Origin of the sequence: Mangrovicoccus sp. HB161399 (assembly GCF_013184745.1) — a bacterium.
In the GTDB taxonomy this organism is placed as follows: domain Bacteria; phylum Pseudomonadota; class Alphaproteobacteria; order Rhodobacterales; family Rhodobacteraceae; genus Mangrovicoccus.
Genome location: NZ_JAATVU010000011.1, coordinates 53,697 through 75,104, shown reverse-complemented (window position 1 = coordinate 75,104; position 21,408 = coordinate 53,697). Strand labels below are relative to the sequence as shown.

23 protein-coding genes and 1 tRNA gene are annotated in these 21,408 nt (G+C 68.4%); 12 read left to right on the top strand and 12 right to left on the bottom strand.

The window, feature by feature from the left end; translation table 11 throughout:
- Positions 1–56: 56 nt before the first annotated feature.
- The 3 genes from HCC78_RS08565 to rpoH form a co-directional block, all read right to left on the bottom strand.
- Entirely contained in the window at positions 57–740 is a 684-nt protein-coding gene (locus HCC78_RS08565) for a hypothetical protein (protein WP_172328341.1), read from the bottom strand.
- Between the two features lie 40 nt (positions 741–780).
- Positions 781–1,704 carry a hypothetical protein gene (locus HCC78_RS08560; RefSeq protein WP_172328340.1) on the bottom strand — a complete coding sequence of 308 codons (924 nt, stop codon included), beginning with the start codon at positions 1,702–1,704 and terminating at the stop codon, positions 781–783.
- A gap of 105 nt (positions 1,705–1,809) precedes the next feature.
- Positions 1,810–2,706 carry an RNA polymerase sigma factor RpoH gene (gene rpoH, locus HCC78_RS08555; RefSeq protein WP_172328339.1) on the bottom strand — a complete coding sequence of 299 codons (897 nt, stop codon included), beginning with the start codon at positions 2,704–2,706 and terminating at the stop codon, positions 1,810–1,812.
- A 286-nt stretch (positions 2,707–2,992) separates the two neighbouring features.
- On the opposite strand from rpoH, the gene HCC78_RS08550 reads away from it, so the two are divergent.
- Positions 2,993–3,988: a ribonuclease I gene (locus HCC78_RS08550; protein ID WP_172328338.1), complete on the top strand. Its 996-nt coding sequence runs from the start codon at positions 2,993–2,995 to the stop codon at positions 3,986–3,988.
- A gap of 28 nt (positions 3,989–4,016) precedes the next feature.
- Positions 4,017–4,697: a DUF4386 domain-containing protein gene (locus HCC78_RS08545; protein ID WP_172328337.1), complete on the top strand. Its 681-nt coding sequence runs from the start codon at positions 4,017–4,019 to the stop codon at positions 4,695–4,697.
- On the opposite strand, the gene HCC78_RS08540 is transcribed toward HCC78_RS08545, so the two are convergent.
- The gene (locus tag HCC78_RS08540; protein WP_172328336.1) at positions 4,621–5,655 is read right to left on the bottom strand and encodes a pseudouridine synthase; all 1,035 of its coding nucleotides are present in this window, start codon (positions 5,653–5,655) and stop codon (positions 4,621–4,623) included. The genes HCC78_RS08545 and HCC78_RS08540 overlap by 77 nt on opposite strands.
- On the opposite strand from HCC78_RS08540, the gene HCC78_RS08535 reads away from it, so the two are divergent.
- Positions 5,654–5,968 carry a DUF6476 family protein gene (locus HCC78_RS08535; protein ID WP_172328394.1) on the top strand — a complete coding sequence of 105 codons (315 nt, stop codon included), beginning with the start codon at positions 5,654–5,656 and terminating at the stop codon, positions 5,966–5,968. The two genes, HCC78_RS08540 and HCC78_RS08535, sit on opposite strands and share 2 nt — an antisense overlap.
- A 135-nt stretch (positions 5,969–6,103) precedes the next feature.
- Here the strand turns inward: HCC78_RS08535 and HCC78_RS08530 are convergent, their stop codons facing one another.
- The 3 genes from HCC78_RS08530 to HCC78_RS08520 all read right to left on the bottom strand — a co-directional run bounded on the left by HCC78_RS08530 (position 6,104) and on the right by HCC78_RS08520 (position 7,383).
- Positions 6,104–6,619, bottom strand: a complete 516-nt coding sequence (locus HCC78_RS08530; protein WP_172328335.1) for a hypothetical protein — start codon at positions 6,617–6,619, stop codon at positions 6,104–6,106.
- A 123-nt stretch (positions 6,620–6,742) separates the two neighbouring features.
- Positions 6,743–6,819, bottom strand: a tRNA-His gene (locus HCC78_RS08525).
- Between the two features lie 78 nt (positions 6,820–6,897).
- On the bottom strand, positions 6,898–7,383 hold the full coding sequence (locus HCC78_RS08520) for a GNAT family N-acetyltransferase (RefSeq protein WP_172328334.1): 486 nt from the start codon (positions 7,381–7,383) through the stop codon (positions 6,898–6,900).
- Positions 7,384–7,447: 64 nt separating this feature from the next.
- On the opposite strand from HCC78_RS08520, the gene HCC78_RS08515 reads away from it, so the two are divergent.
- On the top strand, positions 7,448–7,636 hold the full coding sequence (locus HCC78_RS08515; protein ID WP_172328333.1) for a DUF6324 family protein: 189 nt from the start codon (positions 7,448–7,450) through the stop codon (positions 7,634–7,636).
- 3 nt (positions 7,637–7,639) lie between these two features.
- Here the strand turns inward: HCC78_RS08515 and HCC78_RS08510 are convergent, their stop codons facing one another.
- Positions 7,640–8,110: an MmcB family DNA repair protein gene (locus HCC78_RS08510; RefSeq protein WP_172328332.1), complete on the bottom strand. Its 471-nt coding sequence runs from the start codon at positions 8,108–8,110 to the stop codon at positions 7,640–7,642.
- Positions 8,111–8,424: 314 nt separating this feature from the next.
- Here HCC78_RS08510 and HCC78_RS08505 point away from each other — a divergent pair, with 314 nt between their 5' ends.
- Positions 8,425–8,745 carry a DUF1992 domain-containing protein gene (locus tag HCC78_RS08505; RefSeq protein ID WP_172328331.1) on the top strand — a complete coding sequence of 107 codons (321 nt, stop codon included), beginning with the start codon at positions 8,425–8,427 and terminating at the stop codon, positions 8,743–8,745.
- A gap of 21 nt (positions 8,746–8,766) precedes the next feature.
- On the opposite strand, the gene HCC78_RS08500 is transcribed toward HCC78_RS08505, so the two are convergent.
- On the bottom strand, positions 8,767–9,075 hold the full coding sequence (locus tag HCC78_RS08500; protein WP_172328330.1) for a hypothetical protein: 309 nt from the start codon (positions 9,073–9,075) through the stop codon (positions 8,767–8,769).
- Between the two features lie 195 nt (positions 9,076–9,270).
- On the opposite strand from HCC78_RS08500, the gene HCC78_RS08495 reads away from it, so the two are divergent.
- Entirely contained in the window at positions 9,271–10,410 is a 1,140-nt protein-coding gene (locus HCC78_RS08495) for a lytic transglycosylase domain-containing protein (protein ID WP_172328329.1), read from the top strand.
- Between the two features lie 687 nt (positions 10,411–11,097).
- Here the strand turns inward: HCC78_RS08495 and HCC78_RS08490 are convergent.
- Positions 11,098–12,711: a PAS-domain containing protein gene (locus HCC78_RS08490; RefSeq protein WP_172328328.1), complete on the bottom strand. Its 1,614-nt coding sequence runs from the start codon at positions 12,709–12,711 to the stop codon at positions 11,098–11,100.
- Positions 12,712–12,895: 184 nt separating this feature from the next.
- Complete coding sequence (regB, locus tag HCC78_RS08485; protein WP_172328327.1) at positions 12,896–14,284, bottom strand: sensor histidine kinase RegB; 1,389 nt, start codon at positions 14,282–14,284, stop codon at positions 12,896–12,898.
- 86 nt (positions 14,285–14,370) lie between these two features.
- On the opposite strand from regB, the gene HCC78_RS08480 reads away from it, so the two are divergent.
- On the top strand, positions 14,371–15,024 hold the full coding sequence (locus HCC78_RS08480; protein WP_172328326.1) for an SCO family protein: 654 nt from the start codon (positions 14,371–14,373) through the stop codon (positions 15,022–15,024).
- 63 nt (positions 15,025–15,087) lie between these two features.
- The gene (locus tag HCC78_RS08475) at positions 15,088–15,642 is read left to right on the top strand and encodes an ActR/PrrA/RegA family redox response regulator transcription factor (protein ID WP_138466855.1); all 555 of its coding nucleotides are present in this window, start codon (positions 15,088–15,090) and stop codon (positions 15,640–15,642) included.
- Between the two features lie 81 nt (positions 15,643–15,723).
- On the opposite strand, the gene HCC78_RS08470 is transcribed toward HCC78_RS08475, so the two are convergent.
- A complete protein-coding gene (locus HCC78_RS08470; RefSeq protein WP_172328325.1) occupies positions 15,724–17,133 on the bottom strand; it encodes a uracil-xanthine permease family protein in 1,410 nt (469 codons plus the stop codon).
- Positions 17,134–17,304: 171 nt separating this feature from the next.
- On the opposite strand from HCC78_RS08470, the gene uraH reads away from it, so the two are divergent.
- The 4 genes from uraH (at position 17,305) to ribB (ending at position 21,405) form a co-directional block, all read left to right on the top strand.
- On the top strand, positions 17,305–17,661 hold the full coding sequence (gene uraH / locus HCC78_RS08465) for a hydroxyisourate hydrolase (protein WP_172328324.1): 357 nt from the start codon (positions 17,305–17,307) through the stop codon (positions 17,659–17,661).
- A 19-nt stretch (positions 17,662–17,680) separates the two neighbouring features.
- The gene (gene hpxO / locus HCC78_RS08460; protein WP_172328323.1) at positions 17,681–18,838 is read left to right on the top strand and encodes an FAD-dependent urate hydroxylase HpxO; all 1,158 of its coding nucleotides are present in this window, start codon (positions 17,681–17,683) and stop codon (positions 18,836–18,838) included.
- A gap of 45 nt (positions 18,839–18,883) precedes the next feature.
- Entirely contained in the window at positions 18,884–20,098 is a 1,215-nt protein-coding gene (locus HCC78_RS08455) for a urate hydroxylase PuuD (RefSeq protein ID WP_172328322.1), read from the top strand.
- Positions 20,099–20,304: 206 nt separating this feature from the next.
- A complete protein-coding gene (ribB, locus tag HCC78_RS08450) occupies positions 20,305–21,405 on the top strand; it encodes a 3,4-dihydroxy-2-butanone-4-phosphate synthase (RefSeq protein ID WP_172328321.1) in 1,101 nt (366 codons plus the stop codon).
- Positions 21,406–21,408 lie beyond the last annotated feature (3 nt).

Sequence of the window (21,408 nt, the reverse complement as noted above, 5' to 3'; positions counted from 1 at the left end):
CGGAGGCTCGGCGGAGATGCCCGGCGCCCCGACTGTGTCGCCGCAATGCCCCCGGCCTAGCTGCCGCTCCCGGAAGGCACGCTGGGCGCCTCGTCGTCGAAGCCGAGCAGCACCGGCGCCAGGAAAGGCTGCGACTCCGCGCTGAAGACATGCGCCTGGATGTCCCGGAAAGCGTCCGTGTAGACGGACAGGCTGCGGACATCGAGCTCGCGCGGCGCCGGAAGCAGCGCCCCAAGCGGCCCGGCAAAACCCGAGACCGAGATTGTGATGCGGGCATCGAACCGTCCGAGCTGGGCATTCGCGGCAATGTCGGCGAGCGTCAGCTTGATATCCGCCTCGGAGGTGCGCGCGGCAGCCATCAGCCGGACGGCAACGCCGACCTCCACCGGGCGCCGGTCGGGCATCTCGCAGATCACGAAGCGCTTGGCCTCCTGGACGACGCCGACCGTCGCATCGCTTCCGCCGCCCGAAAACAGGCCGCTCAGAAGCGACATGCGGGCGGACATCTTGGCGGTGTACTGATGGGTTCGCACATCCCACCGGTCGAGCAGGAGCGCATCGCGGGGCGGCGGCGCCGACGCCTCCAGGGACTGCAGGTCGCCGAAATCCTCCCCCGCATCGGCGGACACCGCGGGGTACGGCACCGGAACCGGTCCCGCCAGGGGTCGCGGCAGGGTCTTCATGAATGCAGCGACTTCCGGCGGCAGCGCCGCCGGGTTTCCGTCCGTCAGTACCATCATCGCGCGTCTCCATCCTCCCTCTTGCGCGGCGGCACGGCCCTCAAAGCAGGCTGGCCGCGACCTTGCCATGGGTGCGTATTGCGGCAAGCTGGCAGCCGATCGACTGGATCACCGACATGTTCCGCCCCGAATAGGCCCCGACGAGCGACCCAACGACATCCCCGTTCGCATCGGCGGCCAGGCTGCCGGAATCTCCCGCGGCCGATATGATGGAACCGGTGAGGTAGACATCGGCATAGACGGTCGCCGTCCCGCCGAAGCGCAGGAAGCTGCAGAAGCCGAACACCGTGCCGGACAGGCCGCTGCCGGCAATCGTGACGGCGGCCCCCGCCGCGGGCTGGGCGGCCGCCGCCGAAGCGGCCGGGGCCGCGCCCGTGTCGATCAGCGCGACATCCACATCGGCCAGTCCGGTCGCGGACCTGGCCGGATCGTTGCCCCAGACCACATGTCCGAGCACGGCGCCGCTTGCGTCATGCGCGACGGCGCCTGCCGAAGGCGCCACATGGCCCGCGGTCAGGAAGCCGATCGCCCCGGGCCAGGTGACGGCAGGCCCCAGGCGGCCGGTTCCCGGCGCCGACACGCGGTCGCCCGGCGCCGCCTGGCGTTCGCCCCTGCCAAGGGCAAGAACCTTGGCATCATGGCCGAAAGGCCCGGCCGGCAGGCCAAGCAATTCCGACAGGGCCAAGGCGACATCCGGAACGTCGGCGAGAAAGGGAAGGTCATCCAGCGCGTCCGGACGCGGGACCCGCGGGTAATCCTCTTCCGGCACGGCGACCAGGGAGAAGATCTCCCCGCCCGCGATGCAGAGGCCCGCGCCCGCCACCTTGTGCGCCAATTCGCTCGGGCCGCGCGCGGAGACGGCTCCGGCGAGGGCATGCGACAGGCCCAGACGGGTGAAAATGCGGCGCTGGTCCTCCGGGACACGGCCGGCAGCGCTCGCGATGGCAAAGGCGTCGAGGGTCATGGCAGGGCTCGCTTCCGGTCAGCCGCCTGCCGAGGCTAGCATGGAAATCCGAACGCCCAAAGCCGGACAGCCGCCGCTCCCGCAGGAGCGGCGGCGGGCAGTGGGTCAGGCCGAGACGGCCATGCCCTTTTCGCGGCCGAGCTCGCGCATGCGCTTCTGCAGCTTCTCGAAGGCGCGGACCTCGATCTGGCGGATCCGCTCGCGGCTGACATTGTAGCGCGACGACAGATCTTCCAGCGTCATCGGGCTTTCCTGCAGCCGACGTTCGGCCAGGATGTCCTTCTCGCGCTCGTTCAGCACGGACATGGCCTCGGCCAGAAGCTCGCGGCGCACCGACAGCTCGTTGTTCTCCTCGTAGCTCTGCGCCTGGTTGGCGTCGGTGTCCTCGAGCCAGTCCTGCCACTGGGTCGACCCCTCGTCATCGGCGCCCACGGTGGCGTTCAGAGAGGCGTCGCCCGAGCTGAGGCGGCGGTTCATCGAAATGACCTCCTCCTCCGACACGTTCAGGTCCTGCGCGATCTTCTGGACGTGCTCGGGACGCAGGTCGCCGTCCTCCAGCGCGCCGATCCGCGCCTTGGCCTTGCGCAGGTTGAAGAACAGCTTCTTCTGCGCCGAGGTGGTGCCCAGCTTCACGAGGCTCCAGGAGCGCAGGATGTACTCTTGAATCGAGGCGCGGATCCACCACATGGCGTATGTGGCCAGGCGGAAGCCCTTCTCGGGATCGAAACGCTTCACCGCCTGCATGAGGCCGACATTGGCCTCCGAGATCACCTCGGCCTGCGGCAGTCCGTAGCCGCGGTAGCCCATGGCGATCTTGGCGGCGAGGCGCAGGTGCGAGGTGACCATCTTGTGGGCCGCCTCGGTGTCCTGATCCTCGACCCATCGCTTGGCCAGCATGTACTCTTCCTCCGGCTCCAGCATCGGGAACCGGCGGATCTCCTGCAGGTAACGGTTGAGCCCCTGCTCGGGACTCGGCGCGGGAAGATTGCCGTAGTTGCTCATTGATCGACCTCCGGGGCCTGATGTAACACGCTTTCACATAAGCTAGAACTGAACCGGTCGGTTTACAAGTCTGCGCGGCCAGCTTTTGGCACGCATCACTAGCGCATGGCTTGTGCAGATTTGCGAGACTGTGTCAGTCTCCTCACCGGCATATGAGGGTTTGAAACGGGTCACCGCGATGCATGTTCCTTCCGGGAGCGCTTGCCGCGCGGCTGCCAGGCTGCCGTCAAATGGCCGTGATCACATGCGGTGCGGGGCCGCCTGCCCTGCCGCCTTGGGGATTTCGATGACGCGAGCATTCCTCCTTTCCGCAGTCCTTGCCGTGCTTTCCGGCCAGGCGCCGGCCGAGATCCGCATGGAAGGCCGCTTCACTGCCGCCGATTCCTGCGAAGCGACCAAGAAGCTGCGCAGCGACAATCCCGGCAATGTCCGGCTCGCGCCCGGCACGGTCTACGAACTTCTGGCCGGAAACGCCCGGCCGCCCAGCCATTACCGCATCAAGGTGCCCGGCGCGCCGGTCACCGACAGCCGCTGGGTGCCGATCGGCTGCGGCAGCATCGGCGCAGGCCAGCCTCCCGCAGTCGCAGCCTCGGGCGGGATAGAGAACCTGCTGGCCGCCAGCTGGCAGCCGGGCTTCTGCGCGACCTCCGCCGGGGAAGGCAAGACCGAGTGCCGGACGCAGGCCCCGGACCGTGCGGACGCGACGCAGTTCTCGCTGCACGGACTCTGGCCGGACGATCTGGACGACAGCCGCATCTTTCCCTGCTTCTGCGGCGACGGCGTGCCCGATGACTGCTCCGGCCGCGGGCCGCGCCGCGAGTCCCCCCGGCTCTCGGCCGCAGTGAGGGCCCGGCTCGGCCTGCTGATGCCGGGCACGATGTCCGGGCTCGAGGACCATGAATGGACCAAGCACGGCACCTGCTACGAGATGGATCTCGCCGGACCCGATGCCGGGTCGGATGCCGACGAGTACTTCTCCGAGGCCATGCTGCTCATGGACCAGCTGAATGACGGCCCCGTCCGGGACCTCTTTGCCGCCAATGCGGGCCGTCAGCTGGAATTCGCCGCCGTCTCGGCGGCGTTCGACAGCGCCTACGGTCCGGGCGCGGGCAAGCGCGTGACGATGAAATGCGCGGGCACGGCGCAGGGCAAGGTGATCACGGAACTGTGGATCAGCCTCGGCGCCCCGGTCTCCGCGGACAGCGAACTGGGTGCGCTGATGTCGGCCGCCCCGCCGCGCGTGCAGGATTGCCGCGGCGGGCTGGTGGCGCAGGTGCGCTGACGCGATGGGAGATCCAACCGAAACGCGGATGGCCCGGGCAGCAGGTGCCGCCTACCTGGCGATCATCCTCTGCGGCGTCTGGGCCGAAGGAGTGGTGCGCGGACAGCTGCGCGTTCCCGGCGACCCGCAGGCGACGGCGGCAGCCGTGGCCGCGCATCCGGGACTGTTCCGTGCCGGGATGGCGGCGGACGCCATGATGCTGGCCTGCGATGTCACGGTGGCGCTGCTGTTCTGGCGGCTGCTGCGGGCGGAGGCCCCCCGGCTCGCCGTGGCCGCGATGCTGCTGCGACTGGTTCAGGCGACGACGATCCTTGCCGGGCTGTCCTTCCTTCCCGGCGTGCTCGCCGCCGCGCGGGCCGGGGACGGAACCGCGGCCCTTGCGGGCTTCGGGGCGCACGGCCTGATCTACGATGCCGGGCTGGCCTTCTTCGCCGGGAACTGCGCGGCGATGGCGGTGCTGCTGTGGCGCGCGGGCGGCGTGCCGCGGATCATCGCCGCAAGCATCGGGCTGTCGGCGCCGGTCTACCTGACGGGCAGCCTGGCGCATTTCCTCGCGCCCGTGCTCCTGCCGCTGGTCCAGCCCGCCTATCTGCTGCCGCTCGCTGCCGAGAGCGCGCTGGCGCTCTGGCTGCTCATCCGGGCACGGGTGCGGCGCGCAGCGCCTCCAGCAGATCCTCCATGTCCTGCGGCAGGGGCGCATCGAAGCTGAGATGCTCGCCGGTCACGGGGTGGTCGAAGCCCAGCGTCGCGGCGTGCAGAGCCTGGCGCGGGAAGTCCTGGGCGAAACTCCGCGCCGCGTCCGGCATGGCCTTCGGCAGCTTGCGCCGCCCGCCATAGGTGTCGTCGCCCAGAAGCGCATGGCCGGCATAGCTCATGTGGACGCGGATCTGGTGGGTGCGCCCGGTCTCCAGCCAGCAGGTCACCAGAGAGGCCGCGCCGAAATCCTCCTCCACCCGCGCGCGCGTCACCGCGCGGCGGCCATTCGCCCACATCACCGCCTGGCGCTGCCGGTCGGTGCGGTGGCGGCCCAGCTCGGTCGCGATGCGGATCACCCCGCCCGGCTCCATCGAGATGCCGCGCAGGCCGCGCAGCCGCGGATCGCCCGCATCCGGCACGCCATGCACCACCGCGCGGTATTCGCGCTCGACGGTATGGGCGGCGAACTGCTCCGCCAGCCCGTGATGCGCACGGTCGGACTTGGCCACGACCAGCAGGCCGGAGGTGTCCTTGTCGATCCGGTGCACGATCCCCGGCCGCAGCGCGCCGCCGATCCCCGACAGCGTGTCGGCGCAGTGATGCATCAGCGCGTTGACCAGCGTGCCCGAAGGCGTGCCGGGCGCGGGATGGACGACCATGCCGACGGGCTTGTTCACCACGATCAGGTCGGCATCCTCGCAGACGATATCCAGCGGGATCGGCTCCGGTTTCGCGTCGATCTCCTCCGCCGGGCCCAGCACGATTTCGATCACGTCGCCCTCCGCCACCTTGGCCTTGGCATCGTCCAGCACTTCGCCGCCGCGGCTGACGGCGCCTTCGGCAATGAGCTTGGCGAGGCGCGAGCGGCTCAGGCTCTCCTCTGCTGGCACATCCCGCGCCAGCGCCTTATCAAGGCGCGCGGGCGGATCGGCCTGGATCGCAATCTCGAGGAGACGGGACGTGGACGACATGGAGAGGACTCCGGAGGACTATCAGGAACCGGCCCCGCTGAAATTCCTCAGGCGGCTGGTGACTGTGCTGACGGGTGTAATGATTCTGGGCCTCATAACGATCATCGGGCTCTTTGTCATGCGCTTCTCCGGCGGCAGCGCCAAGGTTGCCCTTCCCGCCGAGCTGTCCCTGCCCGACGGCGTCTCGCCGGTCGCGGTCACCGCCGGTCCCGGCTGGTACGCCGTGGTCACCGGCGACAGCCGCATCCTGATCTTCGGCCGGGACGGCACGCTGCGGCAGGAGATTGCGGTGGAAACCGGCGGCACCGACTGACCGGCCCGCTCAGTCCCCGCTGGGAGGAGCCTGCAATCGGTGGTAGCGTTGCCGCAGTTCCGCCCGCCGGAGTGGACACGACTCGCGGGGAGTTCCTGAAATCCAAGCGGAGACAATACCCGCCGGGGTGGCCTGCTAGTCGGTTGTGCGCCGCGCCGGGATTTCCTGTAGGATGTTCTCCGGCCCGATGCTGTTCATCAGATCGAGGAAACGTCCGATCACCTCAGGAAGCCGGAACCTCTCGCCGCCAATGTCGTAATACGGCCCCTTCTCGAAGCCGGTGACGGACAATTCAGCGTAGACAGGCCCGCCCCTCCGATTCAATTCCTGCTTTGCGAATGGCATGCGGATCTGTGCGATGATCTGCTTTTCCGCCTTGATCCGCTGTTGCAAGCCAGTGGCGAAACACTCCGCGTTCTGATCCATCGTGCGCAGGACCTCGTAGGCTCCAAGCACCCACAGCCAGAAAAGCCCGGTGCAGCGCACAAGTTCTTCGCCATCAATGAGGGCACCATCTCCCCAAGACGACGACAGCTCCGAGATTTCCGTACCCACCAGCGCCAGGTACTCCGCCTGCTGCGCCGTATAGAGCGAGAACAGGTTGAGGGGCCGCGCAGCATTCAGTTCGCGAAGAAGGTCTTCCTTGTCCATCCCGACTCCAATCCCGGAAGCCGCCACGGACCTGAAACGGACCTGGGTCGGCTGGAAACGCGAAAGGCCCGCATCGACAATCTCGACACGGGCCTTTTCGTTCAACCCGATTAAGGGTTTAGATGGTACCGCCTCCCTGGCTTGAACAGGGGACCTCTGGATCCACAATCCAGCGCTCTAACCAACTGAGCTAAGGCGGCCCGGAGCCTTCCTCTACAAAGGCACGCTCAGGATTGCAAGCCGGTTTGCGAAGAAAATGCGATGCCGCCGCGGCAGATTCAGTCGAGCGCCAGAACCCAGGTCTGCTCGGTCAGCGGACGGCCCCAGGAATGCGAGGGCGCGCTGTCGATGCAGGTGAAGCCCGCCTTGGAATAGAGGCGGCAGGCGGCCTCCTGCTCGGCATGGGTGGAGAGAATCACGCGCTCGAATCCCTGCTCCCGCGCGTGGTCGATCAGCCGCCGCAAGAGCATCCGCCCCACCCCATGGCCGCGCGCCTCCGGATGGACGTAGAAAAATCTCAGCCGCGCCTCGTCGCCCTCGCCCGCGCAGAGAATCGAGCCGCCCGGACGGCCGTCCCGCGCCGCGATCCAGATCCGGTCGCGCCCGGGGTCGCGCTGGACGAGGAAATTGACCAGCACCTCGGCCACAAGCCGTTCGTAATCGGGATCGAATCCCTCCCTGCCGACGAAGTGGCGGCCGTGCTCGGCGATGATCCATCCAAGATCGCCCGGCGCCAGGTCCCGCAATTGCCACGCGTCATCCATGATGTCCTCCGCTTGCCAGCCTGCGCGCCTTTGGCTACGCGCATCAAGTGAAAGGAGTCTCACCATGGGGATCAACGACGAAAGCGACACCTCCGCAGATCTGCAGATCGGCCCCACCTCGCTGGGGATGGTCCGGATCTTCGTGGCCGCGGAAGGCCAGGAGGTCGCGATGGATTTCGAGCCGGACGAGGCGATGGAAATCGCCGAGGAAATCATCGCCGCCGCGGAGACTGCGAAGCAGATGAAGCGCTGAGGCTCAGTCCGGGCCCTCGGACGGCAGGAACGCCGCCACGCCCGGATCGCGCAGCGCCTGCAGCCGGGACGCGGCCTGGCGCGCGAAGCTGCGGATGAGCTTCGTGCGCCGCGCCGGGGCCAGCTTCGCCTCGGGTCCCATCCGCTGGATCTCTCCGTCCCACGCATCGGCGAAGATCAGCCCGGTTTCCTGCGGCAGCAGCTCCACCGGGAAATCCGCATCCACCGCCCAGAAATAGCGGTCGCACCAGTCGAGATAGCCCTGCCACTTGCGGTCCGACATGAAATCGGCGCGGCCCGACTTGCACTCGACGATCCAGATCTCGCCCTTCGGCCCCAGCGCCATGACATCCGCCCGCAGCCCGCGCGCAGGCACGAATTCCTCCAGCGCGGCGAATCCCATGTCGCGCAGGTGGCGGCAGGTACCGCGGGCCAGTTGCTGGCCGGGCGTGAGGGAGGCAGGATCGGCGGACATGGGACGATCTTGAACAATCCATGAACACAGGGCAAGGGGGCGCGCCGGCCGATCACGCAGGCGTTGACGATTCCCGCGACACGCCCCTTGCGCATGCTGCGCCGCGGCCTTAGGTTCTGCGCTGGCGGATCTGCCCTTCCCGTGTCTGTGGCAAAATTCCGGTGGCCTTAAGCAACTCCGAGGGAGCTGGCTCTGGCCGGGCCCTGGTCCGGTTATCTGGCGCCCACCTGTATATACAGGTCCTCGGGAATGCATGCCTCCACGGTTGCGTGCGGTCCCCGCCTTCATTCCTCTCCGGACGGAGGACGTCCCCGATGAAATTCCGCATCATGGCCGAGCGGCAGATCCGCAAGGCCGAGGCCCAGGGCCAGTTCGACAACCTTCCCGGAGCGGGCAAGCCCCTGCCTGCCACCGATCCCGACACCGCCGAGGCGGCCGGGTTCCGCATCATGGCCCGCGAGGGCGCGCTGCCGCGGGAAATCCAGCTGAAGAAAGAGATCGAAGCCCAGCGCCGCATTCTCGCGGAAGCGCAGGAGCCGGAAACGCGGAAAGCCGCGATGGCGCGGCTTGCAGACCTGGAAATGCGCCACGCGATCGAATGCGAGGCAAGGCGGGCCTGGACCGGGCGGGACTGACCCGCGCGGTCCTGCTTGCCGTCAGCGGCGGCGCGGATGCTCCGCGCGGACCGGAACCGGCTCGGCCAGCATGACCGGAAGGGCATCGCGGCGGCCGCCGCCCTTGCCCTCATCGCGCCCCGAGGGCAGCGCCAGGGCGAACTGAACGCCGGCAAAGACGATCCCGTTGAACACCCAGAGCATCATCACGGCGATCCCTCCGGCACTGTCGCTGGAGACCAGGTGCCAGAGATTGGCCACGTTCAGCCAGAGCAGTGCGGTCACGAAGGCCGCGGACAGCCCGAAGCCGATGATGACCTGGCGGATATAGACGCGTACGAGATGCGGCATGAAACAATCCTCTTCGGTTGATATTCAAGATAGGTCAAATATGGCCCCGGGAAAAGGGCGGGGGGCCGGATTCCGTGTCCCGATCGCCCGGTTGCTTAAGCAGAGCTTACGCCTTGGGCAGCCCGGCCATTGCGTCGCAGCCCGGAGAGGCAGGCGAATCGGCCATACTGCAGGCATGGATGCGAGGAGTGCGCGATGAGACCTGCCCTTGCGACTGCCCTGGTGCTGGCCATCGCGGCCGGATCCCCTGCCCTGGCGCTTCCGGAGGCGGCAGGGTCCCCTGCGGCAGAGCCGGTGGCCCTGGCCGCCATCCCGCCGCTGCCTGCCCCGCGGGACACCGCGCCGGAGGCGGTGCCGCTGCCGCCCGCCCCGCGCTTCGGCCCGCCGGAAGCCGCGCTGCCGCCGCTGGCGGAACCGCCGCGCCCCTCCGCCCGGCCCGGCCTTTCGGAGCCGCGCGCCCCGCTGGCCAGCGACCGGCCGGTGCCCCGGCCCGGCTCGGCCTATGCCTCCGACGGCAAGCGCCTGCACGAGCCCGATCCGGACTGCGACGGCCAGGGGCTGATCTGCATCCGCCTGGCCCAGCGGGTCGAGGATACCTGCAGCGCGATCGAGACCCTTGCCAAGGCCAACGGCCTGCCGCCCGGTTTCTTCGCGCGGCTGATCTGGCGGGAAAGCCTGTTCGACCCCTATGCGATCAGCCCGGCCGGCGCGCTCGGCATCGCCCAGTTCATGCCCGGCACCGCCAAGCTGCGCGGCTTGGACGATCCCTTCAACCCGGCTGCGGCGCTTGCCGCCTCGGCGGCCTACCTGGCCGAGCTGCGCGATTCCTACGGCAATCTCGGTCTCGCCGCGGCGGCCTATAACGGCGGCGAGGAACGGGTGGCGCGCTATCTCGACCACAGCGGCGGCCTGCCCGGCGAAACCCGCGCCTATGTCGCCGGCATCACCGGACACAGCGCCGCGGACTGGCGAGACCGGCCGCCGGAAAAGGTCGACCTGGCCCTCGCGGCGGACCGCTCCTTCGGCGAGTCCTGCATCGAGATGGCCTCCGCCCGGCGCATTCCGCAATACCGCACCGAGCCCGCGCTTTCGCCTTGGGCCGTGATCGTCGCCGCCCATACCAACCGGAACGTGGCGGCCGAGCGCTACCGTTCGGCGGCGCGGCGAAACCCTGTACTGCAGCGCCACGACCCGGTGATCGCGCGGGTCCAGCTCGCCTCGATGCGCGGCCGCCAGTACACCGCCCAGATCGGCGCATCCTCGCGGCGCGAAGCCGTCAGCCTGTGCAACCAGGTCCGGCAATACGGTTCGGTCTGCACGGTGCTGCGGAACTAGCCCCGGCCCGCGCGGCCAACGGAGGACGGCAAGGCGGCGGCGGACTTGGCGGCAGTCAGATCCCGGCCGCCGCGCGCAGCCTGCCGCATCGCACGACGTCTTTTATCCGCGTCTCCCGGACAAGGCCATTTCGCTGCGGCAGCTGCCGACAGTCGCCATGGCTTGCGGACCGATGGCGCGACTTGGCGCAAGCTCGGGCCCGCCATCCAGGTTCCGGGCGCGCCTCCGCCCTGCCGCGGCGCACTTGCGGCCGCCCGCCAGCAGGTGCTGATCTCCCGCCGTCTCTTCGAAGCTGCCTGCAGCGCAGGCCGGCCTTTTTCCGCAATCCTGAACAGGCCGCCCTTCGTCACGGCGGCCGCAATTTCGTCCGAACCAGATCCGCGCGTCCGACCGGCGATTCCGCGGACCGGCAGCAGCACCGCCATCCGCCATGGCCCGCACCTTCCCTGTCCTGCCGGCCGCCATGATCAGGCTACGGCAGCGCTTTCGCTCCCGAAAGAGCCGGCCGCCCGGCACCACCTTAGCCGACATGGCGGCAGACGCCGCCTCAAGCCCTGCCGCGTCCTGCGCCGCCCGGGCAGACCGGCAGTGTCCAGTTCAAAGGCAGAAGATGCCGGAAGCACGTGCAAGCACCGGCTGCCTCCGGCACCGGTGACATCGCTGCATGCAGGCCGCGTCCCTATGGGCTCAGCCCCGCGCCTCGCGCAAGGCGGGCGCAGCAGGCTCCGGGTCGCGCACCTGCTGTGCCTTGGCCTCCGCCAGCGCGGGACAGAGGCTGCGGAATTCGACCAGCGTGGCGCGCTGCGGCAGCGAGCGCAGCGTCGCAATGACCGGCAGCCCGTCCGTCCCCGGCAGCCGGAAGCAGAAGCTGCAGCGCGCGCCTTCGCCCAGAACGAAGCCGCGGATCTCCCGGCGCAGGGTGTCGCGCGGATCGCCGAGCCCCCAGTGGCGAAAGGCATCGCCCAGCGTGATCCGGGCCAGCGCGGTCTCCGGCATCACGTCCCAGAGCTCGCCGTAGGCCGCGTTCGACAGCACCATCGTCCCGTCCGGATCGAACACCGCCACCGCCTGCTCGAAGGCGTTCAGCACCGAATGCCCCATGTCGATCTCGGACCGGAACCGCCGCTTCAGCGACACTTCCGAAGAGATGTCCTCGAACAGGAAGGCCACCGCCCCGTCGGGATGCGGCTGGCCGGTGACCCGGTAGGTCTGGCCGGTGGGCAGCGTCCAGGTCTCCTTGTAGCGCCCGTCCTCGGCAGCGGCCTCCAGCCGGGCGATGCGCAGCCGCCAGCTCTTGTAGTCGCGCGGCTCGGGGATGCGCTGGTTCTCGCGCAGCGCGTCGAGGAAGGCATGCAGCGTCGGCCGCTGGGTCAGCATCTCGGGTCCCAGCGCGGTCAGGTCGATCAGCGCCGGGTTGAACAGCACCAGCCGCCGCTTGGCGTCGAAGATCGCCAGCCCAATCGGCAGCTGGGCGAAGGTCTTGCCCAGCGTGCCGATGAAGTCCTTCAGCGAGGCCTCGGCCTGGACCAGCTGGTCGATCGGCATGGCGAAGCACAGCTTGGCCGCGTCGCCCGGACGGCTGTGCAGCTCGTACCAGCGCGGGCTTTCGCCCTGGCGGGTCGCCCGCGAGATCCGCCGCGGCGGCACCTCCTCCTCCCAGGCCTCGAAGTCGAGGCCGGGAAAGACCTGCCGCGGCGGCCAGGAGGCCAGCGCCTCGTCACCGTATTCGCGCTGCATCTCGGCCATGTAGGCGCGGTTGGCCCAGATCACGGTTCCGTCCTGCTGCTGGCGCCAGGTCAGGACCGGGCTGTCCTCGGCAACGCAGCGCAGCATGTCGAGCTCCATCTCCATGGCCTGCACCGCATAGCGCTCGAACTGTTCGGGACGCTCCTCTCCGACCGGCTCGCAGAGCGCGGCGCGCAGCACGCCGTTGTGGCGCTCTGCATGCATCACCATAGCGGACGGGCCGCTGCCGCTCTCGGCCAGTTCGACCACGTCGCCTTCGCGCAGGTCGGCAAGGCGCTGCTCCAGCCGGGAGAAGCGGACGGCATAGGTGGCGAGAAAGCGGCTCCAGTCGTCGCTGCCGGGCTGTCCCGCCGAAAGAAGCCCTAGGGCCCGGCCGGTCGCGTCGATCAGGGTGCGGCCGCGGAAGAGGTAGACGATGCCCTCCTCCTCGGGATGGCGCGCGACGGCCGGCGCGCCGGGCCCGCCGGGCGCCGCAAGGCGCAGCAGCATCAGGCCGGCCATTGCCGAAGCAATGCCGACGGTCACCATCGCCAGGCCGGTCGCGACAAAATCCATGTATGCCAATCCGCAAGAATCCTCAGATCTAGCGGTGACGCCTAATGGTTAATGGTTCATTAATCGGCGGGCGGCCGCTGCGGTCCGCACCGCCGCGCCGGGCCTTCCCGCATCCGGCTGCAACCGCGCGATGAAATCTGCGGCACCGCCGGCATGGCCGCCGCCGGGCGCGCGGCCCGGCAGGCTAGGCGCGGATCGGCTCGTTCTCGCCGAGGGCGCCGCGCTCGGACCGGGTCAGCCGGTCCATCGGCCATGTGACTTCGATGATCGCGCCGCTGCGCTGGCCCTGGCCCGGCTGCACCCCGGCATGGACGTCGCGGCCGTTGGAGAAGCGCAGGCTCGCGCCCGAACGCTCCAGCAGGGTCTTGGCGATGAAGAGCCCAAGCCCCATGCCCTCGTATTCCGGGCGGCGGGCCTTTTCCTCGGCGGTCTTGCGGCGGCGCAGGAACGGATCGCCGAGGCGGCCGATCACCTGCGGCTGGAACCCGGCGCCGTCATCGGCGATGCGGATGATGATCGAATCCTCGGTCCATTGCGCATCGACCCAGATATGGCCCTCGGCGAAGTCGACGGCGTTCTGGGCGAGGTTGCGCAGGCCGTGGATGATCTCGGGCTTGCGGTAGATGACCGGCTGCTCGCTGTCGCCGCCCGAGGCCGGGGAAACGTGGAAATGCACCTGCTTGCCGCGCGCCATGTGCGGCTCGGCCGCCTCGCGGATCACGGTGTCGAGCGGCGCGGTCAGCAGGTGCTTGTCGTCCTTGCCCGCCCGCCCCATCGAGCGCAGGATGTCGCGGCAGCGGTCGGCCTGGTCGCGGATCAGCTCGGCATCGCTCTTCAGGTCGGGATCGTCGAGCTCGCCCACCAGTTCTGAGCTGACCAGCTTGATCGTGGCCAGCGGCGTGCCCAGCTCGTGCGCGGCCGCGGCGACGACCCCGCCCAGGTCGGTCAGCTTCTGCTCGCGCACCAGCGCCATCTGCGTCGCCAGCAGCGCCTCGGACATCGAGTGGATCTCCAGCGAGATCCGCCGGGCGTAGGAGGCGAGGAAGACGATGCCGATGTTCAGCGCCAGCCAGAAGCCGACGATGAAGTCGTTCGGCATGTCGACGATCCGCCCCGCCGCGGTCCTCAGCGGCAGGTGGAACACCGCCACCAGCGTCAGCAGCGTGCAGGATACCGCGCCCAGGAGCAGCGTCGAGCCCAGCGTCAGCGCCGAGGCCGAGATCGTCACCGGCACGAGGATCAGCAGCGCGAAGGGATTGTGCAGCCCGCCGGTCAGGTAGAGCAGGAAGCTCAGCTGCGAGATGTCGAAGAGCAGCATCGACACCACTTCGCTCTCGCTCAGCCGCTTGTTCTCGGGGAAGACCAGGATCGCCAGCAGGTTGGCGATGATCGAGGCGCCGACCGCGAGGTAGCACAGCCCCAGCTCCAGCTCGACGCGGAAATAGCGGTCGACGATGGTGATGGCCGCCAGCTGGCCCACGATGGCGATCCAGCGCAGCACGACCAGCGTGCGCAGCCGGATCCAATGGGTGCGGGCCGCCGGGTTGAAGGGATCTAGCGCGGGATCTTCCATTTCTGTCCGTGGCCTGCCCGGTTCCCTCTTGGTCGCTGGTGCGTCTCTCTATATGGGATGCAGGCGGAGTGCAAAGGAGTTGTGCCATGTCCCCCCGTCTCGCCGTCCTGCTCGCCGGAACTGCCCTTGCCGCGGTGCTGGGCGGCACCGCGGGCTATGTCCTGCTGGGCGGCAAGGGCGACGACCGGTTCGCGGACTGCCGCGAAACCGCGGTCGCGGGCGGCATGGGCGCGGTCGGCGGGCCCTTCACGCTGGTGAATTCCGAGGGCGAGACTGTGACCGACAAGGACGTGATCACGGAACCCTCGCTGGTCTATTTCGGCTATACCTTCTGTCCGGATGTCTGCCCTCTGGACAACCAGCGCAATGCCGAGGCGGCCTATATCCTCGAGGAGGAGGACGGCATCGAGGTGACCCCGGTCTTCATCTCGGTCGATCCGGCGCGCGACACGCCCGAGGTGGTCGGCCAGTTCGCCGCCAATTTCCACGAGCGGATGATCGGGCTGACCGGCAGCCCCGAGCAGATCAAGGCGGCGAGCCAGGCCTACAAGACATATTACCGGCTGCACGAGGACAAGGACGAGAACCCTTATTACCTGGTCGACCATTCGACCTTCACCTACCTGGTGCTGCCCGGCTACGGCGTGGTGGAATTCTTCCGCCATCCCGATTTCGCGGAGGGCACGTCCCTGGCCGAGGATGTTGCAGCCAGGACCGCCTGCTTTGTTGACAGGATGTGACCCAAATTGACGCCCGCGGCAGGGTGTCCTAGACGTTGAAAAACGAGAAATACGGAGAGAGCCATGGCCGAAGCAGAGATGCAGGACATCGGGGAGGACAAGAGCCTGCTCCTGGTTGACGATGACGAGCCGTTCCTGAAGCGGCTGTCGCGCGCCATGGAGAAGCGCGGCTTCGAGCCGGAATGCGCGGGCTCGGTCGCGGCAGGCAAGGCAATCGCGACGGCGCGCCCGCCGGCCTTCGCCGTGGTGGACCTGCGGCTGGAGGACGGCAACGGGCTCGACGTGGTCGAGGTGCTGCGCGAGAAGCGCCCCGACTGCCGGGTGGTCGTCCTGACCGGCTACGGCGCCATCGCCACCGCGGTGGCCGCGGTGAAGATCGGCGCGACCGACTACCTGTCGAAGCCGGCCGATGCCAATGACATCACCTCGGCCCTGCTGGCCGCCCAGGACGAGCTGCCGCCGCCGCCGGAGAACCCGATGTCGGCCGACCGCGTCCGCTGGGAGCACATCCAGCGCGTCTACGAGCTGTGCGACCGCAACGTCTCGGAAACCGCGCGGCGGCTGAACATGCACCGCCGGACGCTGCAGCGCATCCTGGCCAAGCGCAGCCCGCGCTGACGGAAAAGGGGCGCGCCCTGCGGCACGCCCCCCTCACCCTGGCCCTCTCCCCCGCGGGGGGAGAGGGAATGCGCCCGGCCCTCAGGTCTTCGACCCGGCCATGCCGCCCGAGATTTCCTCGGTGCTTTCCTCGCTCAGCGGGACGGGCAGGATCAGGTTCAGCACCACCGCCAGGCCGGCGGCGGGCAGCAGCCCCGAGGTCAGCAGGATCCGCGCGGTGTCGGGCAGGTGCTGCAGCGCGGTCGGCTCCAGCTGCAGGCCCAGCCCCAGCGACAGCGAGATCGCGAAGATCACCATGTTGCGCTTGTCCCAGGTCACCACCGAGAGCATCGAGATGCCCGAGGCCACGACCATGCCGAACATCACGATGACGCCGCCGCCCAGCACTTCGATCGGGATGGTGCGGATCAGCCCGCCGACCTTCGGCACCAGGCCGCAGATGATCAGGAAGATTGCGCCGATCGTCACGATGTGGCGGCTCATCACGCCGGTCATCGCGATCAGCCCGACATTCTGCGAGAAGGAGGTGTTCGGCAGCGAGCCGAAGACCGCCGCGAGCGCCGTGCCTCCGCCGTCGGCGAAGGTCGCGCCGGTGATCTCCTCCTCGGTCGCCTCGCGGTCGGCGCCGCCCTTGGTGATGCCCGAGACGTCGCCCACCGTCTCGATCGCCGAGACCACGGCCATCAGGCAGAAGCCGATGACGGCGGCCAGGCTGAACTCGAAGCCGTAGCGGAACGGATCGGGCAGCGAGAAGGCGGCCGCGTTGTTCCAGCTGCCGGCGATCGAGGCCACCGGCAGCGTGCCGATCAGGATGGTGTAGACATAGCCCACCGCGAGGCCGATCAGTACCGCCGAGATCGACAGGATGCCATGGGTGAAGAACTTCACCCCCAGCGTCACCAGCACCACGATGATCGCCGCCGACCAATGCGCCAGGTTGCCGTATTCCGGCGTGCCCTTCAGCGGAACGCCGCCCGCCGCGTACTGGATGCCGACCTGCACCAGCGCCAGGCCGATCATCAGCACGACGAGCCCGGTCACCAGCGGCGGCAGCGCGAAGCGGATCTTGCCGATCACGAAGCCCAGGCAGAAATGGAACAGGCCGCCGATGAAGGCGCCGGTGAAGAGCGCGGCAAGCCCGTCGACGCCCTTGCCCGCGACCAGCGGGATCATGATCGGCAGGAAGGCGAAGGACGTCCCCTGCACGATCGGCAGCTTGGCGCCGACCGGACCGATCGAGACGGTCTGGATCAGCGTCGCCACCCCTGCGAACAGCATCGCCATCTGGATCAGGTACAGCAGCTCCGGGAAATCCGGCGAGCCCGAGCCGAAACCGAAGCCGGCCGCGCCCGCCACGATGATCGCCGGCGTCACGTTCGACACGAACATCGACAGCACGTGCTGGATGCCCAGCGGGATCGCCTTCGCCAAGGGCGGCATGTAATTCGGGTCGCGCAATTGCGCGGCAGTGCCTATGGATTCATCACTCATATGATTGCCCCTCATTCGTCAGGATGCCGCACCGCATCCTCTTGCCTGTCCCCACTTCGTCGGGAACTGTGCCAGAGCGGCCAGCCGATGCAGCAGCCGCGCAGAGCGGAAACGGACAAGACCCCGGCAAAGCCCATTTTTTGGGCGCGACTGCCGGAAAACGGGGCAAGAATGAACGGATACCTGACGACCCACGTGCTCGACACCGCCCGCGGCTGTCCTGCCGCCGGGATGAAGATCGTGCTCTACCGGATCGAGCCCGCCGGCCGCGAGCTCCTGGCGGCGATGCACACCAACGAGGACGGCCGCACCGACACGCCGATCCTGCCCAAGCAGAATTTCGGGACCGGCGAATACGAGCTGGAATTCATGGCCGGGGACTACCTGCGGGCCACCGGACAGGCGACCGAGAGCCCGCTGTTTCTCGACCTGATCCCGATCCGCTTCGGCGTGGCCGACCCGGCGGCGCATTACCACGTGCCGCTGCTTCTCTCTCCCTACAGCTATTCCACGTATCGCGGCAGCTGAGTTTTCCGAGGTAACGAGTATGAAAGTCATCATTGTCGGCGCAGGCATCGGCGGGCTCAGCGCGGGGATCGCGCTGCGGCGCATCGGCTGGGACGTGGCCATCTATGACCGGGTGACCGAGGTGAAGCCGGTGGGCGCGGCGATCTCGGTCTGGTCGAACGGGGTCAAGTGCCTGAACTACCTGGGCCTGCGCGACGAGGTCGCCGCGATCGGCGGGCGCATGGACGGGATGGCCTATGTCGACGGGCTGGCGGGCGAGGTGATGACCCAGTTCAGCTTCGCCCCGCTGGTCGAGGAGGTCGGGCAGCGCCCCTACCCGGTCTCGCGCGCCGAGCTGCAGATGATGCTGATGCGGGTCTTCGGCCCCGAAACCCTGCATCTCGGCCGCAAGGTCACCGCGGTGGAACAGCAGGGCGACACGGTCACCGCCACCTTCGAGGACGGCAGCACGGATACCGCCGACATGCTGATCGGCGCGGACGGCGCGCATTCGGTGGTGCGCACCCATGTGCTCGGCAGGCGGGCCGAGCGGCGCTATGCCGGCTACGTGAACTGGAACGGGCTGGTGCCGGTCGATGCCGCCCTGGCCCCCGACGACCAGTGGACGGTCTTCCTCGGCGAGGGCAAGCGCGTCTCGCTGATGCCGATTGCCGGGGAGCGGTTCTACTTCTTCTTCGACACGCCCGGGGAGTCCGGCCAGACCATCGCGCGCGAGGATTTCAAGGCGACGCTGAAGGCGCAGTTCGCGGGCTGGGCGGAGCCGGTGCAGGCGCTGATCGACCGGATCGACCCGATGGCGACCAACCGCGTCGAGATCCACGACATCGACCCGTTCCACACCTGGGTGAAGGGGCGCATCGCGCTGCTGGGCGACTCGGCGCACAACACGACGCCGGATATCGGCCAGGGCGGCTGCATGGCGCTGGAAGATGCCGTCGTGCTGGCGATCGCGCTGCAGACCAACACGCTGGGCATCGAGGACGCGCTGATGCGCTACCAAGGCCGCCGCACCGAACGCGCCGCCGACCTGGTGCTGCGCGCGCGCAAGCGCTGCGACGTCACCCATGCCAAGGACCCCGCGGCGACGCAGGAATGGTATGACGGCCTGCGCCGGGAAGACGGCACCAACATCATGCGCGGCATCATTTCGAACATTGCAGGCAATCCGCTGGACTGACGCGCGGGCGCAGCGGCGGCACAGGAGGAGGAAGACGCGTTGGACATGACCCTGATCGAGGCCTGGGCGGAATTTGCCGTCCGCTGGCTGCATGTGATCACAGGCATCGCCTGGATCGGATCCTCGTTCTATTTCATTGCGCTCGACCTTGGCCTGCGCCCGCCGCTGGAACCCAAGGAAGGCGTCAAGGGCGAGGAATGGCAGGTCCATGGCGGCGGGTTCTACCACATCCAGAAATACCTGGTGGCCCCGGCGAAGATGCCCGAGGATCTGGTCTGGTTCAAATGGGAGGCCTACACGACCTGGCTTTCCGGCTTCGCGCTCCTGATCCTGGTCTACTACCTCGGCGCCGATTTCTACCTGGTCGACCCCAACACGCTCGACATCCCGTCCTGGGCGGCAATCCTGATCTCGGTGGGCTCGCTGGCCTTCGGCTGGATCGCCTATGACCTGATCTGCAAGTCGAAATACGGCGACGACCACACCAAGCTGATGATCGGGCTCTACGTGATCCTGGTCGTCATCGCCTTCTTCTACACCCATGTCTTCTCGGGCCGGGCGGCGATGCTGCATCTGGGGGCCTTCACCGCGACGATCATGTCGGCGAACGTGTTCTTCGTGATCATGCCGAACCAGCGGATCACGGTGGCCGACCTTAAGGCGGGCCGCACGCCCGACCCGAAATACGGGATCATCGCCAAGCAGCGGTCGACCCACAACAACTACCTGACGCTGCCCGTGCTCTTCCTGATGCTGTCGAACCACTACCCGCTGGCCTTCGCCAGCCAGTGGAACTGGCTGATCGCGGCGCTGGTCTTCCTGATGGGCGTGACCATCCGGCATTTCTTCAACACCATGCACGCGACGAAGAAGCTGCTGTGGTGGACCTGGGGCGCGACCGCCCTGCTGTTCCTCGCCATCGTGGGGCTGAGCCTCGCGCCGGTCCAGAACATGGACTGGGAGGACGAAGCGAAGCTGACCCCGGCGGCGCAGCGCTATGCCGCCGCGCCGGGCTTCGAGGAGGCAGCCGAGCTCGTCATCAACAACTGCTCGATGTGCCATGCGCCCGAGCCGGGCGTGCCCGGGCTGGGACATGCGCCCAACGCGGTGCGGCTCGACAGCGAGGGCTGGGTCGCAACCCATGCCCGCGACATCTACCTCCAGGCCGGGGTCACCCACGCGATGCCGCCGGGCGCCTACAACTACATGACCGACGAGGACCGCGCGGTGCTCGTCGCCTGGTACCGCGCCGCGCAATAGCCCGGGCCGGGCGCGTCCCGCCAATGCCCCCCGGGACCGCCCCGAAACGGCCCCGGAGCCGCCCTGACCCGCCCCTGGCCGCTCCTGGCGCGCAGAACCGCGGCATTCCGTGCGGTCCCGCACATCCGCAGCGCCGCTCTGCTCTGGCCAAACCCGCCGCATTGCGCTAACCGGACGCTCCACGGGCAAGGCACAGGAGTCGCGGAATGTCGGAACCGGACGGGTACGAGAGCGCCATCTCTCCGATCGAGGAAATCATCGATGACGCGCGCAACGGGCGGATGTTCATCCTGGTCGACCACGAGGACCGCGAAAACGAGGGCGACCTCGTCATTCCCGCGCAGATGGCCACGCCCGAAGCGATCAACTTCATGGCCACCCATGGCCGCGGCCTGATCTGCCTGAGCCTGCCGGGCCACCGCATCGACTCGCTCGGCCTGCCGCTGATGGCCTCGCAGAACTCCTCGCGCCACGAGACCGCCTTCACCGTCTCGATCGAGGCCCGCGAAGGCGTCACCACCGGCATCTCGGCCTATGACCGCGCCCGCACCGTGGCCGTCGCCATCGACCCGTCGAAGACCGGCGCCGACATCGCCACCCCCGGCCACATCTTCCCGCTGCGCGCCCGCGACGGCGGCGTGCTGGTCCGCGCCGGCCATACCGAGGCCGCAGTGGACGTTTCGCGCCTGGCCGGACTCAACGCCTCCGGCGTGATCTGCGAGATCATGAAGGAAGACGGCTCGATGGCCCGCCTGCCCGACCTCGTCTCCTTCGCGCAGCTCCACAACCTCAAGATCGGCACCATCGCCGACCTGATCGCCTACCGCCGCCGCCACGACAACCTGGTGAAATGCACCGAGGAACGCGTGATCACGTCGGAATTCGGCGGCGACTGGGCGCTGAAGATCTACACCGACCAGTCGCATGGCGACGAGCATATCGCGCTGGTCAAGGGCGACGTGACCGACGGCGCCCCGGTGCTGACGCGGATGCACACGCTCGACCCGATGCTCGACATCGTCGGCATCGGCGAAGCGGGCCGCGCCTCCGAGTTCCAGCGCGCCATGTCCCAGATCGCCGAGGAAGGCCGCGGCGTCGTCGTGCTGATCCGCGACACCACGCTGAAGCTCGCCACCGAGGATGCCGCAAGCCCGGCCACGCTGCGCCGCTACGGCCTCGGCGCGCAGATCCTCAGCTCGCTGGGCCTGCACGAGCTGGTGCTGCTGACCAATTCCCCCAAGCCGAAGATCGTCGGCCTCGACGCCTACGGCCTGTCCATCGTCGACACGCGCAAGATCGAGGACTGATCC

Bases quoted from the DNA above. Each gene is read 5' to 3' on its own strand.
- HCC78_RS08565 (WP_172328341.1), bottom strand. From the start codon at position 740: ATGATGGTACTGACGGACGGAAACCCGGCGGCGCTGCCGCCGGAAGTC.
- HCC78_RS08560 (WP_172328340.1), bottom strand. From the start codon at position 1,704: ATGACCCTCGACGCCTTTGCCATCGCGAGCGCTGCCGGCCGTGTCCCG.
- rpoH (WP_172328339.1), bottom strand. From the start codon at position 2,706: ATGAGCAACTACGGCAATCTTCCCGCGCCGAGTCCCGAGCAGGGGCTC.
- HCC78_RS08550 (WP_172328338.1), top strand. From the start codon at position 2,993: ATGACGCGAGCATTCCTCCTTTCCGCAGTCCTTGCCGTGCTTTCCGGC.
- HCC78_RS08545 (WP_172328337.1), top strand. From the start codon at position 4,017: ATGGCCCGGGCAGCAGGTGCCGCCTACCTGGCGATCATCCTCTGCGGC.
- HCC78_RS08535 (WP_172328394.1), top strand. From the start codon at position 5,654: ATGGAGAGGACTCCGGAGGACTATCAGGAACCGGCCCCGCTGAAATTC.
- HCC78_RS08540 (WP_172328336.1), bottom strand. From the start codon at position 5,655: ATGTCGTCCACGTCCCGTCTCCTCGAGATTGCGATCCAGGCCGATCCG.
- HCC78_RS08530 (WP_172328335.1), bottom strand. From the start codon at position 6,619: ATGGACAAGGAAGACCTTCTTCGCGAACTGAATGCTGCGCGGCCCCTC.
- HCC78_RS08520 (WP_172328334.1), bottom strand. From the start codon at position 7,383: ATGGATGACGCGTGGCAATTGCGGGACCTGGCGCCGGGCGATCTTGGA.
- HCC78_RS08515 (WP_172328333.1), top strand. From the start codon at position 7,448: ATGGGGATCAACGACGAAAGCGACACCTCCGCAGATCTGCAGATCGGC.
- HCC78_RS08510 (WP_172328332.1), bottom strand. From the start codon at position 8,110: ATGTCCGCCGATCCTGCCTCCCTCACGCCCGGCCAGCAACTGGCCCGC.
- HCC78_RS08505 (WP_172328331.1), top strand. From the start codon at position 8,425: ATGAAATTCCGCATCATGGCCGAGCGGCAGATCCGCAAGGCCGAGGCC.
- HCC78_RS08500 (WP_172328330.1), bottom strand. From the start codon at position 9,075: ATGCCGCATCTCGTACGCGTCTATATCCGCCAGGTCATCATCGGCTTC.
- HCC78_RS08495 (WP_172328329.1), top strand. From the start codon at position 9,271: ATGAGACCTGCCCTTGCGACTGCCCTGGTGCTGGCCATCGCGGCCGGA.
- HCC78_RS08490 (WP_172328328.1), bottom strand. From the start codon at position 12,711: ATGGATTTTGTCGCGACCGGCCTGGCGATGGTGACCGTCGGCATTGCT.
- regB (WP_172328327.1), bottom strand. From the start codon at position 14,284: ATGGAAGATCCCGCGCTAGATCCCTTCAACCCGGCGGCCCGCACCCAT.
- HCC78_RS08480 (WP_172328326.1), top strand. From the start codon at position 14,371: ATGTCCCCCCGTCTCGCCGTCCTGCTCGCCGGAACTGCCCTTGCCGCG.
- HCC78_RS08475 (WP_138466855.1), top strand. From the start codon at position 15,088: ATGGCCGAAGCAGAGATGCAGGACATCGGGGAGGACAAGAGCCTGCTC.
- HCC78_RS08470 (WP_172328325.1), bottom strand. From the start codon at position 17,133: ATGAGTGATGAATCCATAGGCACTGCCGCGCAATTGCGCGACCCGAAT.
- uraH (WP_172328324.1), top strand. From the start codon at position 17,305: ATGAACGGATACCTGACGACCCACGTGCTCGACACCGCCCGCGGCTGT.
- hpxO (WP_172328323.1), top strand. From the start codon at position 17,681: ATGAAAGTCATCATTGTCGGCGCAGGCATCGGCGGGCTCAGCGCGGGG.
- HCC78_RS08455 (WP_172328322.1), top strand. From the start codon at position 18,884: ATGACCCTGATCGAGGCCTGGGCGGAATTTGCCGTCCGCTGGCTGCAT.
- ribB (WP_172328321.1), top strand. From the start codon at position 20,305: ATGTCGGAACCGGACGGGTACGAGAGCGCCATCTCTCCGATCGAGGAA.